13 protein-coding genes are annotated in these 14584 nt (G+C 51.5%); 6 read left to right on the top strand and 7 right to left on the bottom strand.

Annotated features, from left to right (window positions below; translation table 11 throughout):
- Positions 1–245: 245 nt before the first annotated feature.
- Complete coding sequence (locus tag L2712_RS01875; protein WP_248976720.1) at positions 246–1559, bottom strand: methyl-accepting chemotaxis protein; 1314 nt, start codon at positions 1557–1559, stop codon at positions 246–248.
- Between the two features lie 318 nt (positions 1560–1877).
- Between L2712_RS01875 and L2712_RS01880 the strand changes: the two genes are divergently transcribed.
- Positions 1878–3344: an AAA family ATPase gene (locus L2712_RS01880; RefSeq protein WP_248976721.1), complete on the top strand. Its 1467-nt coding sequence runs from the start codon at positions 1878–1880 to the stop codon at positions 3342–3344.
- A 15-nt stretch (positions 3345–3359) separates the two neighbouring features.
- Here the strand turns inward: L2712_RS01880 and L2712_RS01885 are convergent, their stop codons facing one another.
- Positions 3360–3899, bottom strand: coding sequence for a DUF4136 domain-containing protein (locus L2712_RS01885; RefSeq protein ID WP_033537975.1), 540 nt, complete (start codon positions 3897–3899; stop codon positions 3360–3362).
- Between the two features lie 203 nt (positions 3900–4102).
- On the opposite strand from L2712_RS01885, the gene L2712_RS01890 reads away from it, so the two are divergent.
- Positions 4103–4369, top strand: coding sequence for a DUF1289 domain-containing protein (locus tag L2712_RS01890; protein WP_033537976.1), 267 nt, complete (start codon positions 4103–4105; stop codon positions 4367–4369).
- A gap of 10 nt (positions 4370–4379) precedes the next feature.
- Here the strand turns inward: L2712_RS01890 and L2712_RS01895 are convergent, their stop codons facing one another.
- From L2712_RS01895 to L2712_RS01915, 5 genes are all read right to left on the bottom strand, one after another.
- Positions 4380–5672 (bottom strand): sensor histidine kinase, encoded by a 1293-nt coding sequence (locus tag L2712_RS01895; RefSeq protein WP_248976722.1) that lies wholly within the window; start codon positions 5670–5672, stop codon positions 4380–4382.
- Positions 5673–5682: 10 nt separating this feature from the next.
- Positions 5683–6396 (bottom strand): response regulator, encoded by a 714-nt coding sequence (locus tag L2712_RS01900; RefSeq protein ID WP_033537978.1) that lies wholly within the window; start codon positions 6394–6396, stop codon positions 5683–5685.
- Positions 6396–6797 carry a DUF3019 domain-containing protein gene (locus L2712_RS01905; RefSeq protein WP_052125469.1) on the bottom strand — a complete coding sequence of 134 codons (402 nt, stop codon included), beginning with the start codon at positions 6795–6797 and terminating at the stop codon, positions 6396–6398. Before L2712_RS01905 ends, L2712_RS01900 begins: the two co-directional genes overlap by 1 nt.
- A 14-nt stretch (positions 6798–6811) precedes the next feature.
- Positions 6812–7693 carry a MipA/OmpV family protein gene (locus L2712_RS01910; RefSeq protein WP_248976723.1) on the bottom strand — a complete coding sequence of 294 codons (882 nt, stop codon included), beginning with the start codon at positions 7691–7693 and terminating at the stop codon, positions 6812–6814.
- Positions 7694–7868: 175 nt separating this feature from the next.
- Positions 7869–8705, bottom strand: coding sequence for a LysR family transcriptional regulator (locus L2712_RS01915; protein WP_248976724.1), 837 nt, complete (start codon positions 8703–8705; stop codon positions 7869–7871).
- Positions 8706–8874: 169 nt separating this feature from the next.
- On the opposite strand from L2712_RS01915, the gene L2712_RS01920 reads away from it, so the two are divergent.
- The 4 genes from L2712_RS01920 (at position 8875) to L2712_RS01935 (ending at position 14092) form a co-directional block, all read left to right on the top strand.
- Positions 8875–10050 (top strand): acyl-CoA dehydrogenase, encoded by a 1176-nt coding sequence (locus L2712_RS01920; RefSeq protein ID WP_248976725.1) that lies wholly within the window; start codon positions 8875–8877, stop codon positions 10048–10050.
- A gap of 106 nt (positions 10051–10156) precedes the next feature.
- Positions 10157–12409, top strand: a complete 2253-nt coding sequence (locus L2712_RS01925; protein WP_248976726.1) for a dehydrogenase E1 component subunit alpha/beta — start codon at positions 10157–10159, stop codon at positions 12407–12409.
- The gene (locus tag L2712_RS01930; RefSeq protein ID WP_248976727.1) at positions 12409–13488 is read left to right on the top strand and encodes an ACP S-malonyltransferase; all 1080 of its coding nucleotides are present in this window, start codon (positions 12409–12411) and stop codon (positions 13486–13488) included. Before L2712_RS01925 ends, L2712_RS01930 begins: the two co-directional genes overlap by 1 nt.
- 82 nt (positions 13489–13570) lie before the next feature.
- Positions 13571–14092 (top strand): GNAT family N-acetyltransferase, encoded by a 522-nt coding sequence (locus L2712_RS01935; protein WP_248976728.1) that lies wholly within the window; start codon positions 13571–13573, stop codon positions 14090–14092.
- The last annotated feature ends 492 nt before the right edge of the window (positions 14093–14584 follow it).

Consider the following 14584-nt stretch of genomic DNA (forward strand, 5'->3'; position numbering starts at 1 on the left):
GATCAAGATTATTCATCCAATTAGAAAAGAAATATCAGCAGTTTATGTCTAGTATAAATACAGCGAGCTTGAAGGTGTCCTAGTGATATCTATGGTGAGGTCGACTAGCTCTGCCGTTTCAGGGAATCAATAATATTAAGGAGTGGGCCGTGTTTTTGGATTACTTTAGGCGTCACATAGCTTTGAAACATTAAAGCCCGCGATGCGGGCTTTATTTTTTGGGGAGTTAGTCAGCAAGTGGGTGGTTACCTGTTGTTGACCAGATTGTTGACAGTATCGGCGACTTGCTGCGCGCCATGGCGTATGTCATCAATCAAGCGTTGAGTCGTTGCCAGTTGTTGGTTGGACTGGGAAACCTTCTCCTGAATCGATTGCATTCCCCTTTCTGATACCTGAGTTAGCTGGCTGTTGCGGGCCACAATATGCTCGATATCCTGGGTGGCATTGGAGGTGTTGGCGGCGAGAGTTCTCACCTCATCGGCCACCACGGCGAAGCCACGGCCCTGGTCTCCGGCGCGCGCCGCTTCAATGGCCGCGTTGAGAGCGAGTAGGTTAGTTTGATCGGCAACCTTGGCAATAGTGTGCACAATTTGGCTGATCTGCTGTGACTGCTGTGCCAGTTCGGCCATGAGCTGAGTGGCCTCAGATACGGCGCTATCAATATCGTTGGCCAGGTTGGTGGCAGCGTTGAGCATTGTCGCCCCTTGTCCTGCAATATCGACAGTTTCTAGGGCACTTTGATGAGCAAGTTGTGAAGCCTCATGCACCGCCTGCTGATCAATGATGCGAGGGGTGATGTCACTGGCCAGTTTGACAACGCGAACAACCTTTCCGGCATCGTCGAACACAGGATTATAGGTTGCCTCTAACCAGATGGGCTGGCCCTGTTTGGTGATACGCTCGAACATCCCCGATTCAAATTGACCCTTGGCCAAGTTTTGCCAGAAATGGGGGTGATCGCGTAAGAAGGTCTCGGTACAAAAGAGACGATGATGTTGTCCCTTAAGCTCTTTCAGGCTATAGCCCATGGCGCGGCAGAAGTTAGCGTTGGCAAAGATGATCTCCCCCAGGGGGGTAAATTCGATATAGGCCAAAGACTTATTTAATGCATTGAAAATCGCTTCTTGCTGTTCGGCCAGACGTTTCTTCTGGGTTACATCGCTGGCTATTTTGATCACCTTAGTGATGCGCCCAGTGTCATCGGGAACGGGCACATAGGTGGCCTCTATCCAGATGGTTGAGCCATCTTTATGTTGGCGCTGAAAGGTGCCGTGATTCGCCTGGCCTCTGGCGAGGTTTTGCCAAAAGTTGCGGTAGGCAGCGCTACCTGCCAGTGATGGACTGCACAGACGGCTATGGTGTTGCCCTTGGATCTCGTCCAGAGAATAGCCGATAACCGACAGAAATTGTTCATTGGCGGTCAGTATCTTACCGTCAATGGTAAATTCGATGTAGGGGGCGCTGCGTCGTATTGCCTTTAACATTTGGCTTTCATCGCACAGGGCTTGATACTGCTGTGCCTGTAGTTTATCTGTTTTGGTACGATTGAAACCAAACATCTGGGTATACCTTTATCGATTAGGTGAAACGCAAAGAGAAAACGATCTCAGGTGACTGAATCGTTATCCATTATCTTAGGGCTCTTGCGTGTATTGATGTCCTTGATTACGCGCATGAGTCCAATAGCAGTTAATAGACGCAATAATTAAAGCGACATATTGATACGCACGGAGTGACTTTTTGGATCAGTGTGACGTACTAAAATATCCCTTGCCTGGTCGGCGTGATTGAATTTGCCCTAAGAGTGGGGTATCAATAGGCTCAAGCTGCATCCAGGCCTAAGCGACTTGGAGACGACACTTTCTTTAAGGACTTCTATGCAAGATATCAGGGATCTTACTGCTGTACTGCGCTCCAACACTCCGATAGTCGTGATTGAAACCTATGAAGAGCACCGGGTGATCGACCTGCTTAAACGGGTATCGAGCATCTTGTATCAACCGCTGTTTACCTGGAGTATTACCCAGGGCCTAACTCGCGCCGACGTAAAGATGGGCACCCAGAAGTTCAACACAGATCCTGGGGAGATCTTAGGCCAGATAAAGTCGACCAGTCAGCAGGGGATCTATGTGTTGTGCGATTTTCATCCTTTTGTGGAAAACGCTCCTAAGAATGTGCGTCTGTTAAAAGAGATCGCCCTCGAATACGAGGCACTGAAACATACGATAGTGCTGGTGAGTCATGCCTTCGATATTCCGCCTGAAATTAAACGCTATTGTGCCCATTTCTCTCTTTCGCTGCCCAATCCCGCCCAACTAGAAAACCTTATCTATGAGCAGATAGACAAGGCGCGTAGCGACGGCTTATTGCAGAGTGTCGATGAGGAGGCGGTGGCGAAACTGGCGGACAACCTCAGAGGGCTGACCTTCGACGATGCACGGCGCCTGGCCCATAAGGCGATAGTCGATGACGGAGCGATCACCCACTCAGATGTGGACAGAATTAATCAAGGTAAGTTTAAGCTGCTGGATATGGAGGGAGTGTTACAGTTTGAGTATGACACCAGTGACTTCTCTCAGGTGGCGGGCTTACACAACCTCAAGAAGTGGCTTTCTCAGCGTAGTCCTGCCTCAAGTGGTGAGCCAGGCGTCGAGCATCCAAAAGGGATCTTACTTCTTGGTGTGCAAGGCAGCGGTAAGAGTCTGGCGGCTAAGGCGGTAGCGGGCATGTGGCAACGTCCCCTGCTGCGTATGGATATGTCGGCCCTCTATAATAAATATATCGGTGAGACTGAGAAGAATCTGCGCAATGCCTTGGCGCTTGCCGATCTGATGGCGCCTTGTGTGCTGTGGATTGATGAGATAGAAAAGGGACTGAGCAGTGGTAGCAGCGACGATGGCACCTCTAAGCGGATCCTCGGGGCGCTGCTGACCTGGATGGCCGAGCGGCAGTCAGAGGTTTTCTTGGTCGCAACGGCCAACGATATCAGTGCCTTGCCACCAGAACTGATGCGCAAGGGACGAATGGATGAGATCTTCTTTGTGGATCTGCCTGACGATAAGGTGCGTCAGGCGATCTTCTTGATTCATCTGCAGCGCAGGGGGCTGGATCCCCTCTGTTTCGATCTGGCCAAATTGGCTCAGGTGAGTCAGGGCTTTTCGGGGGCAGAAATAGAGCAGGCGGTTATCTCGGCGCGTTACACGGCCAGGGCACTGGAGCAAGTGGTGTCTCAGGAACTCTTGGCTAATGAATTGATGAAGACGCGACCGCTCTCAGTCGTGATGCGTGAAAAATTAAATGTCCTACGCCAGTGGGCCAATGGGCGTACGGTGAACGCCCATTAATCGCCTTGTGGACGATTAGCGAGGCTGTGGTGGGAACTGGGCGAGGATCTTGTTGACCGTCTCCCGAGTCTCTTTGGCTTTCTTTTCGCCGCCATCATCGAAGTCAAATGCGTCGCTGCCTCGCCATACTAGTTTGTTGCTGGCGCTGTCGACGATATCGATCTGGATGATCTGCATCTTGTTGCTGTCGCTGCCCATTGGCACACCCACACTGGTCCCTACGCTTACGCCGCCAGAGCTGCCCCAACTGCCGGTTCCCAGACCAATAGAGAGCCCGGAGCGCTTAGGCTTGTCTACTACCTTAAAGCCATAGGTCACCATAAATTGTGCTTGGTCGCTTGTCTGAACATAGCCACGTGCTGTGAGGTGTTCGACGATAGCGGTATCTATGCGTGAGGTGCTGAGCGGATCGCTAATATTGGCAGGCTTTTGCAGAGTAAATTGCTTCAAGTCATTAAAATTATATTTAATATCATAATCTTGAGTAGGTTTGCTGGCACAGGCGCTTAGCAGCAATGCCGCTAATGCAGGGATAATAAAGCGAAGTGAGGTCATAGGGTTCCCTAATGATGAAAAATTGATGCTATCAGCTTATTTACGCTAGAAATTTTAGTCTAACCTGATGAATAAAGTTTAGCCAGTGACTGTGAATTAGGTTATGTTTTAACTATAGGCTCATTTAGCGACCGCTTAAGTGGGCCATGGTCAGAGGTTCATAGATAACAGGTTCAAAAGGTAAAAGGTTGCGGCTATCCCTCATGGAACAGTTAGAGTTTTTCGAGATCCCAAGTCCCTGCATCGGTGTTTGTCAGACCGATGCCAGGGGCTATTGCAAGGGGTGTCTGCGCAGCAGAGAGGAGCGCTTTAATTGGCTGAACTTTTCCGATGCGCAAAAAAATGAGGTGATACGTCTGTGTAAACAGCGTCATCGTCGTCGCCGTCTGGCGCTGTTAAAGGCTAAGAAAACCGCCATCTTAGAGGAGCGCGCCGCAGCGACCCAGTCGCTGGACTTCGACATCGAATAAGGGGCTTATCTTACTGGGTTTTGTGCTTTAATTTAGCGCTACTCACCCTCGGCCAGATCAGGGTAAAGATGGTTTCTCCCGGTCGGCTCTGTAGTGTTACCTGTCCACTGTGCCTATGCATGATGCGTTTTATGATGGCCAGCCCCAGGCCGTGACCCTTGTTGCCATTTTGCACCACCTTGCTGCGATAGAAGGGCTCAAAGATCTTTTGTTGATCTTCCTCTGCGATTCCTGGTCCATCATCAATCACCTTAAGCTGTACCGACTTGTTATCTTGGCTGATAACGATAGTGATCTCGCGGGTGGCGAAGCGCTGGGCATTAATGATCAGGTTTTGCAGGGCGCGCTCTACCAGGGACGGGTCGCCCATCACCTTAAGCTCAGGCGTCTGAGCATTAAAATGGATCGCTATTTCGTGGTTGTTTTGTAACCGGCTGATGGTTTGCTGGGTAAGCTTGGTCAGCTCACAACATTCAAATTCCAGATCCTGTGGTTGAGATTCCAGGCTGGCGTAGGTAAGCAGCTCTTGCAGCAGGGTCTCCATCTCTTTTACATCTTGCTGCATCTCGTCGAGAAACGCCTGACGCCGGTCGGGATCCGAATCTGGCGCGCAATACTGGGGCACTAGAGCCAGGGCAAATTTAAGTCGCGCCAAGGGAGTGCGGATCTCATGGGAGACGGCATTAGAGAGGTGCTTTTGGTTTTCGATCAGGGCGCTGATATGCCTTGCCATCTCATTAAAGGTACTGGCCAGGGGTTGTACCTGTGAGCGGTTCGACAGTTGTATTTGGGTATCCCATTTAGCCTGACCAAACTCCTTGGTCGCCAGTCGCAGCGTCTTGAGATCCCGGGACAGTGGCCAGACCCAGATCAGTGCCACCAGGGCGAGGGACAGGTAGAAGAGCAGGGTAAACAGGCCGCGTAGCTGCTCTCTGGGATCTATCTCTATGGGGCCGGCCATTAAGATCTGTTGATCATCGACCCTGATAAAATGCAACTCATGCTCCTCATCGGGAGCGGTGACCAGTACGCTATCTTTGCTGAGAAGCTTGCTTTCATTCATGGCGACCTGCTGACGGGACAGTAGCCTTAGGGGGTAACTTTCTTGTGTCGAGAGCTGCTGCAGGAAGGCTTCTCTCTGCCCTATGGGTAGCTTGCCGATCAGCTGCGCCAAAGCGATCAGCGGCGCATCTTGTGCACCGCTGTCATCGACATTGTTTTGCCAAATACTGTCGAGTGTCCAGCCTATGCCGAGGAAACTGAGGCTCAGTAATAGGTATAGGCTGATGAAGAGTCGTTTCAACGCTGCTCCGCTAGTTGTTCCAGGCTTCTGGGGCGAACAGGTATCCTTGACCCCATACCGTCTTAATTCTAAACGGGGTTTCGATATTGTCACCTAACTTCTTACGTAACCTAGAGATGCGCACATCGATTTTTCTGTCTTTGCCGTCGAAATCGATATTGAGCAGATACTGATAGATATATTGACGGCTCAATACTTGTCCCGCTTGAGACGCCAGCAACCATAGGAGTTCAAACTCATGGCTGGTCAGATCCACTTCCAGATCGCCCAGACGAATCGCCTGAGTGTGCGGATCTATGCTGAGTTTACCAAAGCTAAGGCAGTGAGATTCTGCCTGTGGCGGCTTAGCATTGCGGCGCAGTAGATTGTTGATACGGGCAATAAGCAGTGCGGGATCGACAGGTTTAACGACATAGTCGTCCGCCCCGAGTTCCAGTCCCTTGATCTGATCTTCATTCGAGCCTAGAGCGCTCATTAAGAGGATTGGGCCGGCGAAGTAGTCGGGCAGCTTTTCGCATAAGGTAAGGCCATCCATCCCTGGTAGCATGATATCGAGCAAGATGATATCTGGTTTATAGTTGATCAGTCGGGTCAATACGGTATCCCCGCGACGCTCAACTTCAACATGCATTCCATGCGACTTTAAATAATCCACAATCAGATTTGCCAGACGAATATCGTCTTCGACGAGCAAGACTCTATGGGTCGATTGAGATTCGGTCATTAGAATAGACTCCAGGGGTTGCGATAACGACGCCTCACTTGAGGGGTCGAAGTGGGGGTAACTTTTAGTTTCACGCCTGCCAATGTCTGATGGCTTTGTTTGTCTATCATGACAAATTGAATATCGTGTTGTGTCTTCACCTTGACGGTGAGCGAGTGAGTATTAGGCGAGTCCGCGCACCATTTCTCCAGTGCATTGTGATCCGACATGATACAAACCACCTGAGGATAGGGGGTCTCCCAGCTCAACACTAACTCGATTTCACAGCTTTGTTCGACATCGGCCGTGATGCAAAATTGGGGTGACAAAGACAAGCTGGCCGCGGACTCTTGGCCCATGGCATAGGTGATATTGCACAGCAATAAGATAACAAGAATTGCCTGTATCAGCTTGAAAGTCATTGAAAAAACTTACCTTAAAATCTATAGGCAGCGCCGATAAAGTAAGTGCTAGAGTGATCTTCATTGACGAGCGGACTGGCGGTTATTGCGTCGGCCAGATCTGTGTAGCGAACCAGAAAGAGTAACTCCCAGTGTTCATTCATCATATATTGTGTCGTCAATTCTAATCCTAAATTAGTGCCTGAACTGGCTTGATAGTGTTCGCTCCAATACTCATTTTCGCTGAAGCGTACGCCGTAATAGTAGTCGATGATCTCTTTGCTCTTCCAGTTAGCGGTAGCAGAAAGCTCAAAGATCCAGTCATCTAAGGTCATGTTGTAGAGCCATTTTAATTTGCCCTCCATGCCTGAATGTACATCGAAAAGATCATGTGCCACAGCGATATTGATTATACCTACTGGTGTGTAAATAAATGCTTCTGCTCCGCCAAGAAGTGTAAATTTCCTGTCTTCTAGTTCATTAAATACAGGCTCAGACTCTGTACCAAGGGGGACACGACGTGAGGGAAACCCCGAAGAAGGTGAAGTGAGCTGACTATTACCTGAGATAAAGATATTCGAAGGATCCCAGCGATAGAAATAAGCGCTGTCGCTGCTAAAGCTAGTGCTCAAGTTGAGGCTGAAATGCTCTTTATCGGCCAGGGTATACCCCAGGTTGCCGTTATCGAAAAACCACTTTTCACCATAATAGGCCAGGGTCGGTGCTAAATAGATGGGGATGTCATCATAGTCGCGGATCGGATTGGAGCGTTCGCCATAGCCAAGCGCCAGGCCAAACTGCCATTTTCCTATCTCAATACAGTCATCATCTGAAAGACAAGCTTGCTGCTCATCAGCCAAAGCGGTAGATGAGAGTAAGAGTATGGTTACTAGGCTTGTCAGCAACTTGTTTATCATGGTGATTGATACACTATAAGTCAGGTCAATACAGGGTCTGAGCAAAAGATTACCATTTACGTCATATATGCACAGTTTTTTCGGCATTCATGATGCAAAATGATACAGCTTCAGGGCTTGTGTTGGATAAGGTTTAGCGGGTTGTTATCCGTGCTTCTTGTTTGGGTGAACACTTCTAGCTATAGAGTTTACTCACTTGTTGCAACTGCCTTTGCTGCTCTGTGTATTCACCACCTCTGGGCAGGGCTAGCCCTACGGTGCGCTTAAGCTGTAGATCGCCAATGGCTTTATAGATGATGTTGTTTTGCTCCATCAGTACAGGAAGGGCAGGAACCAAGGCGATGCCGACACCTGCCGCTACCAGGCCGACTGCGTATTCCACGGTTTGGATACGGGCGCGGATCTGCATCTTAATGCCCTCTAAATCCATCAACTGCTGCAGATCGGCCAGAGCCTCACAGGGGGCGCGGTGGATAAAGGGCTGACCACTGAGGTCTTGCAGACGTATCTCTTTTTTCAGCGCCAGGCTCATGGCTGAAGGGATAGCCAGAAGATAGTCATCGTGCCAAATGGGCTGGAACGCCTCATCGGATTTTAACTGGCTGGTAGTGATGATACGTGCATCACAGGGTTCGTTGGCCTCAACCAGGGTGAGCTCCATATCATGGCAGGCCTGGGTAAAGTCTTTGAGCAGCATGCTCATCCGCTGTACCCCTAATGAGTTGATCAACCCAAGTTTAAAAGGTTGGCGTTGCTCCGGTGTGTTAAATAGCGACTGAATGGCCTTAGATTCGTTCAGTAGCTTTTGCGCCAAAGGATAGAGGCGCTCGGCCGACTCCGTAGGGCTGACGCCCTTACCATGTCGCTGAAAAAGCTGAGTATTGAGTTCACTCTCTAGCTGGCTGATGGCCGATGATATCGATGGCTGGGCAATGTAGCACTGTTTGGCGGCGGCGCTGATGGTGCCCTTATCATATACGGCGACAAAGTAACTCAGGGCTCTCAGGTTCATATTAGGCTCTTTAATTTACCTTTACGTAAGGTATAGGAAATAACTATAGAAGCTAAACAAAAAGAATATTTTTTATACGGATAAATTATGCCTATGCTAGTCGAATTAGCAAGTGATGAATTAGTCGTCAGTTGCGATCACAACAATAACGACAGCAAGGAACAGACTCATGGCTCGAGTGAAATTTGATTGGCAAGATCCACTGCAATTTGATGCGCTGCTTAGCGAAGATGAACGCATGATCCGTGACATGGTGCACGACTATGCGCAAGAGAAGTTGATGACCCGGGTATTGATGGCCAATCGCAATGAGCATTTTGACCGTGAGATCATGAATGAACTGGGTGAGCTGGGACTCCTGGGGGCAACCCTGCCCGAGGCTTACGGCTGCGCCAATGCTAACTATGTCAGCTATGGGCTGGTCGCCCGTGAGATTGAGCGGGTCGACAGCGGTTATCGTAGCGCCATGAGCGTGCAATCTTCCCTGGTGATGCACCCCATCTATACCTATGGCAGCGAGGCCCAGCGCCAGAAATACCTACCTAAGTTGGCGACCGGCGAGTGGGTGGGCTGTTTCGGCTTAACCGAGCCGGATGTGGGCTCAGATCCCGGTGGCATGAAGACCCGCGCCGAGCGTATTGACGGTGGCTATCGCCTTAATGGTGCCAAGATGTGGATCACTAACTCGCCCATCGCAGACGTGTTTGTGGTGTGGGCTAAGCTCGATGGTGTGATCCGTGGTTTCATCTTAGACAAGGGCATGAAGGGACTGAGCGCGCCTAAGATAGAGGGCAAGTTCAGCCTCAGGGCGTCGATCACCGGCGAGATAGTGATGGACAATGTCGAGGTGGGGGAAGAGGCGCTGCTGCCTAATGTCGAGGGATTAAAAGGGCCGTTTGGCTGTTTGAATAAGGCCCGCTACGGCATTGCCTGGGGCGCACTCGGCGCGGCCGAGTTCTGCTGGCACGCGGCGCGTCAATACAGCCTAGATCGCATTCAGTTTAATCGTCCTCTGGCGGCGACTCAGCTGATCCAGAAGAAACTGGCGGATATGCAAACCGAGATCACCACAGGTTTATTTGCCTGCCTGCAGGCGGGCCGCCTGATGGATCAGGATGCCCTGCCGGTAGAGGCTATCTCGCTTATCAAACGTAACTCCTGCGGCAAGGCGCTTGATATCGCCCGTACCTCCCGTGACATGCATGGCGGTAACGGCATTAGCGATGAGTATCACGTGATCCGTCATGTGATGAATCTCGAAGCGGTCAATACCTATGAGGGCACCCATGATATTCATGCGCTCATCTTGGGCCGTGCCCAGACAGGCATTCAGGCCTTCGGATAACCCTTTCCTTCATTCGGAGCGACGGTGTCGCTCCGCTTTCTCGTCGCAGCGGCCTAGTGAACGCCTGTGGTATGGGCTTTGTTGCGCCAAATTGAGGTAGGTCAAGTTGGAAGATAGAGCTATCGCCCTCGACAGGCAATTTGTCGAACGTGTATCACAGCAAGATTTCTTGGAGATAGAGCAGGGCTGGGATCATCTCAGCCTGGGTCTTAGCGATGCCGATTTTGTCGGCATGTTCGAGTCACAGATGAAGAGCCGTCTGCTGGATCTTGAGTCCCGCAGCATGCGCGCCCGTAATCAAGGTTTCTACACCATAGGCAGTTCTGGCCATGAGGGCAATGCCGCCTGCGCCGCGGCGCTGCGCCCAACAGATATGGCGTTTCTGCATTATCGCAGCGCGGCCTTCATGATAGAGCGTGCCCGCCAGGTGCCTGGCGAGACTTCCCTGTGGGATATGTTGCTCTCTTTTGCGGCCTCCAGCGAAGATCCTATCTCGGGTGGACGCCATAAGGTGCTCGGCAGCAAGCGGCTGATGATCCCGCCGCAGACCTCCACCATCGCCTCTCATCTGCCCAAGGCGGTGGGCGCGGCCCTGAGTATTCCCTTGAATCAGAGGCTCAGTATCGATAGCGTCTTGCCCGAGGATAGTCTGGTCTTCTGTAATTTTGGTGACGCCTCGGCTAACCATGCTAGCGCCCAGACGGCGATCAATGCCGCGGGGTGGGCCGCCTATCAACAGGTGCCACTGCCGCTAATGTTTGTCTGTGAAGACAATGGCATAGGGATCTCTACCGCGACGCCAAGCGGCTGGATTGCGGCTAATTTTAAAGATCGCGCCGGGATCAAATATTTCTACTGTGACGGACGGGATCTGCTCGATTGTTACCGGGTCAGCCGTCAGGCGGCCGATTACGCCAGGTATAATCGCAGGCCAGTATTTTTACATGTACGAACGGTGCGCCTGATGGGGCACGCCGGTAGCGATGCCGAAATTGCCTATCTCAGCAAACAGAAGATTTTTGATAATGAGGCGCAAGATCCGCTGCTGCTCAGTGCCAAGCAGATCATCGAGGCCAACCTGATGAGCCCGGAAGAGATCGTCGAGCAGTACCAGACCCTCAAGGCGCGTATCGCTGCCATCGCGAAGGTGGCGGTTGAGCGACCGAAACTGACCAGCGCCAAGACGGCGATGGCGGCGGTGATTCCGCCTGTGCGCCAGACGCCAGTGGTCCATCAGAGCCTGAGTGACGAGTCCTTTGCAAAGCTCTTTAGCGCCGACAAAAACTCTCTGGGCAAGCCGGTGCACATGGGCAAGCTGATCAACATGACGCTGACCGAGCTGATGGCGCGCCAGCAGAATATCGTGGTCTGCGGTGAAGATGTTGGCAAGAAGGGCGGGGTCTATCATGTGACCTCGCGCCTAGTGGAGCGTTTTGGCCCTAACAGGGTGATCAACACTCTGCTGGATGAGACCTCAATTCTGGGGCTGGCCATCGGCATGGCCCACAATGGCTTGCTGCCAATTCCCGAGATCCAGTTCCTTGCCTATGTGCATAACGCCGAAGATCAGATCCGCGGTGAGGCGGCGACCCTGCCTTTCTTCTCCAACGGTCAATTTAGTAACCCTATGGTGATCCGTATCGCCGGCCTGGGTTACCAAAAAGGCTTTGGTGGTCATTTTCATAACGATAACTCCCTGGCGGTGTTTCGCGATATTCCGGGCCTTATCCTGGCCTGCCCCTCCAATGGCGCCGATGCCATGGGGATGCTGCGAGAATGCGTGCGCCTGGCGGAGCAGGAGCAGCGGCTGGTGATCTTCTTGGAGCCTATTGCGCTTTACATGACGCGGGATCTTCATGAGGAAGGTGACGGACTATGGAGCCATAGCTACTGCCCGCAAGATCAGGCTAAAGCCTTGCCCTATGGCGAGCTAGGCGTCTATGGCAAGGGGAAGACACTGGCGATTCTCAGTTATGGCAATGGCTACTATCTTAGCCGTCAGGCCGAGCGAGAGCTGTCTAAGCAGGGGATAGACTGCCGAGTGATCGATCTGCGGTATCTGATCCCGCTCAATGAAGCGGCAATCACCTCTGCGGTCAGCGAGTGTGAACATCTGCTGATCGTCGATGAGTGCCGCCGCAGTGGTTCGGTAAGTGAGGCGATTGTCACTTGCGTACATGAACGACTCGGGGATCTTGCGCCGCAGATGGCAAGGCTTACCGCTGAAGATTGTTTTATCCCGCTGGCTGAGGCGGCAACCTTACCACTACCCAGTCGCTCGCAGATCGTCGAGGCTGCGCTCGCCTTGCTTGGCGATAGCCTGGAGCAAGAACTGCTAACGGGAGCGAGGGAAGCCTAATGACAACACCAACAAATAGGAGTGAGGGCGGCGTGAGCAATAAGCTAAGGGCATTGGTGGTTGCACCGGGACGTGGCTGCTATAACAAGGAGGAGCTGGGATATCTGGCTAAGTATCACAGTGACAAATCAGGCTTTATCGAGGCGATAGATGCTTATCGGCGTCAGCTGGGCCAGCAACCCATTAGCGACTTAGATAGTCAAAGTAAATATTCCTTTAAGCTGCATACACCGGGTGAGAATGCTTCGGCGCTCATCTATGCCTGTGCCATGGCAGACTTTATGGATATCGACCGCAAGCGCTTTGATATAGTGGCGGTCACTGGTAACTCCATGGGCTGGTATATCGCTCTGGCACTGGCTGGTGCCCTCGATGAGCGCAGCGCTATTAAGGTGATCAACACCATGGGCAGCATGATGAGTGACGGCCTGATTGGCGGGCAGATGATCTATCCTGAGATGGATGCCGACTGGCGTAAAGATCCGCATCAAACGGAGTTGCTCGACAGGGTGATTGCCGAGGTTAATGAGCTTGATGGCTGTGAGCTTTATACCTCTATTTATCTTGGTGGCTATCGGGTCTTGGCGGGAAATGACGCCGGGTTGACCGAGGCGGAGGCCCGCTTGCCAAAGTTGGATGAGCGTTATCCTATGCGCCTCTATAACCATGGCGCCTTTCATTCGCCTTTGCTCAGTGACATTGCCCGCCGGGGGCAAGAGGCTTTGCCTGTCTCACTGTTTCAGCCCCCTAAGCTGCCTATGATAGATGGCAGGAGCCAGATCTGGAGTCGATATTCGAGTGATCTGACTCGGCTACACAGCTACACCTTAGGTCATCAAGTGGTGGCTCCCTATGACTTTAGTCAGGCGATGACGGTAGGGGTTAAGGAGTTTGCGCCAGATTGTGTGATAGTGCTGGGGCCGGGCAATACCTTGGGCGGGCCAGTGGCCCAGTCACTTATAGCTCACTCCTGGTTTGGCTGGCAGAACAAGTCTGGCTTTAGCGCGGCGCAGCAACAAGCGCCCAAATTAATCGCCATGGGCAATGAGTTACAAAGAGGTGTGGCCACAGGGCGATAGCGGTATTGCTAATACTGGCATTGCTTAACCTATTGCTCCTATGGCATATTTTCTTCTTTTATAAGGATATATTAAGACCTTTATGGCCGAGCCCAACACGAGTTTACCGACAACAAGCGAAATTGAGATCCGTCACAGCACAGATGCTGATATAAAAGGGATCTTTGCTCTCTATAGTCAGCGCAGCTGTTATGCCGGGACGCTACAGCGTCCCTATCCGTCACTGGCGTTCTGGCAGAAGCGACTGCAGGAGCTACCGGATAATTGTTATAGCCTGGTCGCAGTGCATGAGGGCAAGGTGGTGGGTCAGCTCGGCATGGAGGTATACGCTAATGCCAGGCGCAAGCATGTGGCTAATTTCGGTATGGCGGTGTGTGAGTCGGCGCGTGGTCAAGGAGTTGGGAGCGCGTTGATGGCAGCCATGATAAATCTGGCCACCAATTGGCTGGCGGTCAGGCGTATAGAACTCGAAGTCTATACGGATAACGACGCTGCTATCGCGCTTTATAAGGCCCATGGCTTTGAGATAGAAGGGGAAGCCAAAGATTACGCTTTTCGTGACGGCGTCTATGTGAATGTCTATATGATGGCCAGATGCAGCTAACCTGGCTAATGACAGTTAAGCGCCGCTAAGGCGGCGCGCTCCTGACTATCTGCTCTGATCGTCAGATCTTACCTATTTAGCGAGCCATCGCTGGGCAAAAGCTGATCTAGATCAGTAGAAGGTAAACTAATATTTTATCCTCCACTTTTGCCGGGAAAGCTCTCAAAAACCCCAAAAGCGTGACCTTTAGCCCGTCTTGCCTCACTTTCTATACCGCTAGGGGATAAACGCCATGAGCGTTGAAGGTGGATTCGTGGGTCGCTTAGCAAACCGGCCTCTTTATGTGAGGTTGGTCACACGCCAGTTGCAGCCTCTATTTATCTTTATGAATTTATTGAATATTTAACTTTTTTCTAACGCCTTTCTTTGTGGGTTTTTTCGTATTTCACTGTTTTATATGGCTTTTTTGGTATTTTCCTTGCCCATTGTGGCGTCATTAAGACTTCTCTAAAATCCGCGGCGACTTTGATCGCGCCATTGGGCGCCTAAACG

The organism is Shewanella marisflavi (genome assembly GCF_023283925.1).
Classification (GTDB): domain Bacteria; phylum Pseudomonadota; class Gammaproteobacteria; order Enterobacterales; family Shewanellaceae; genus Shewanella; species Shewanella marisflavi.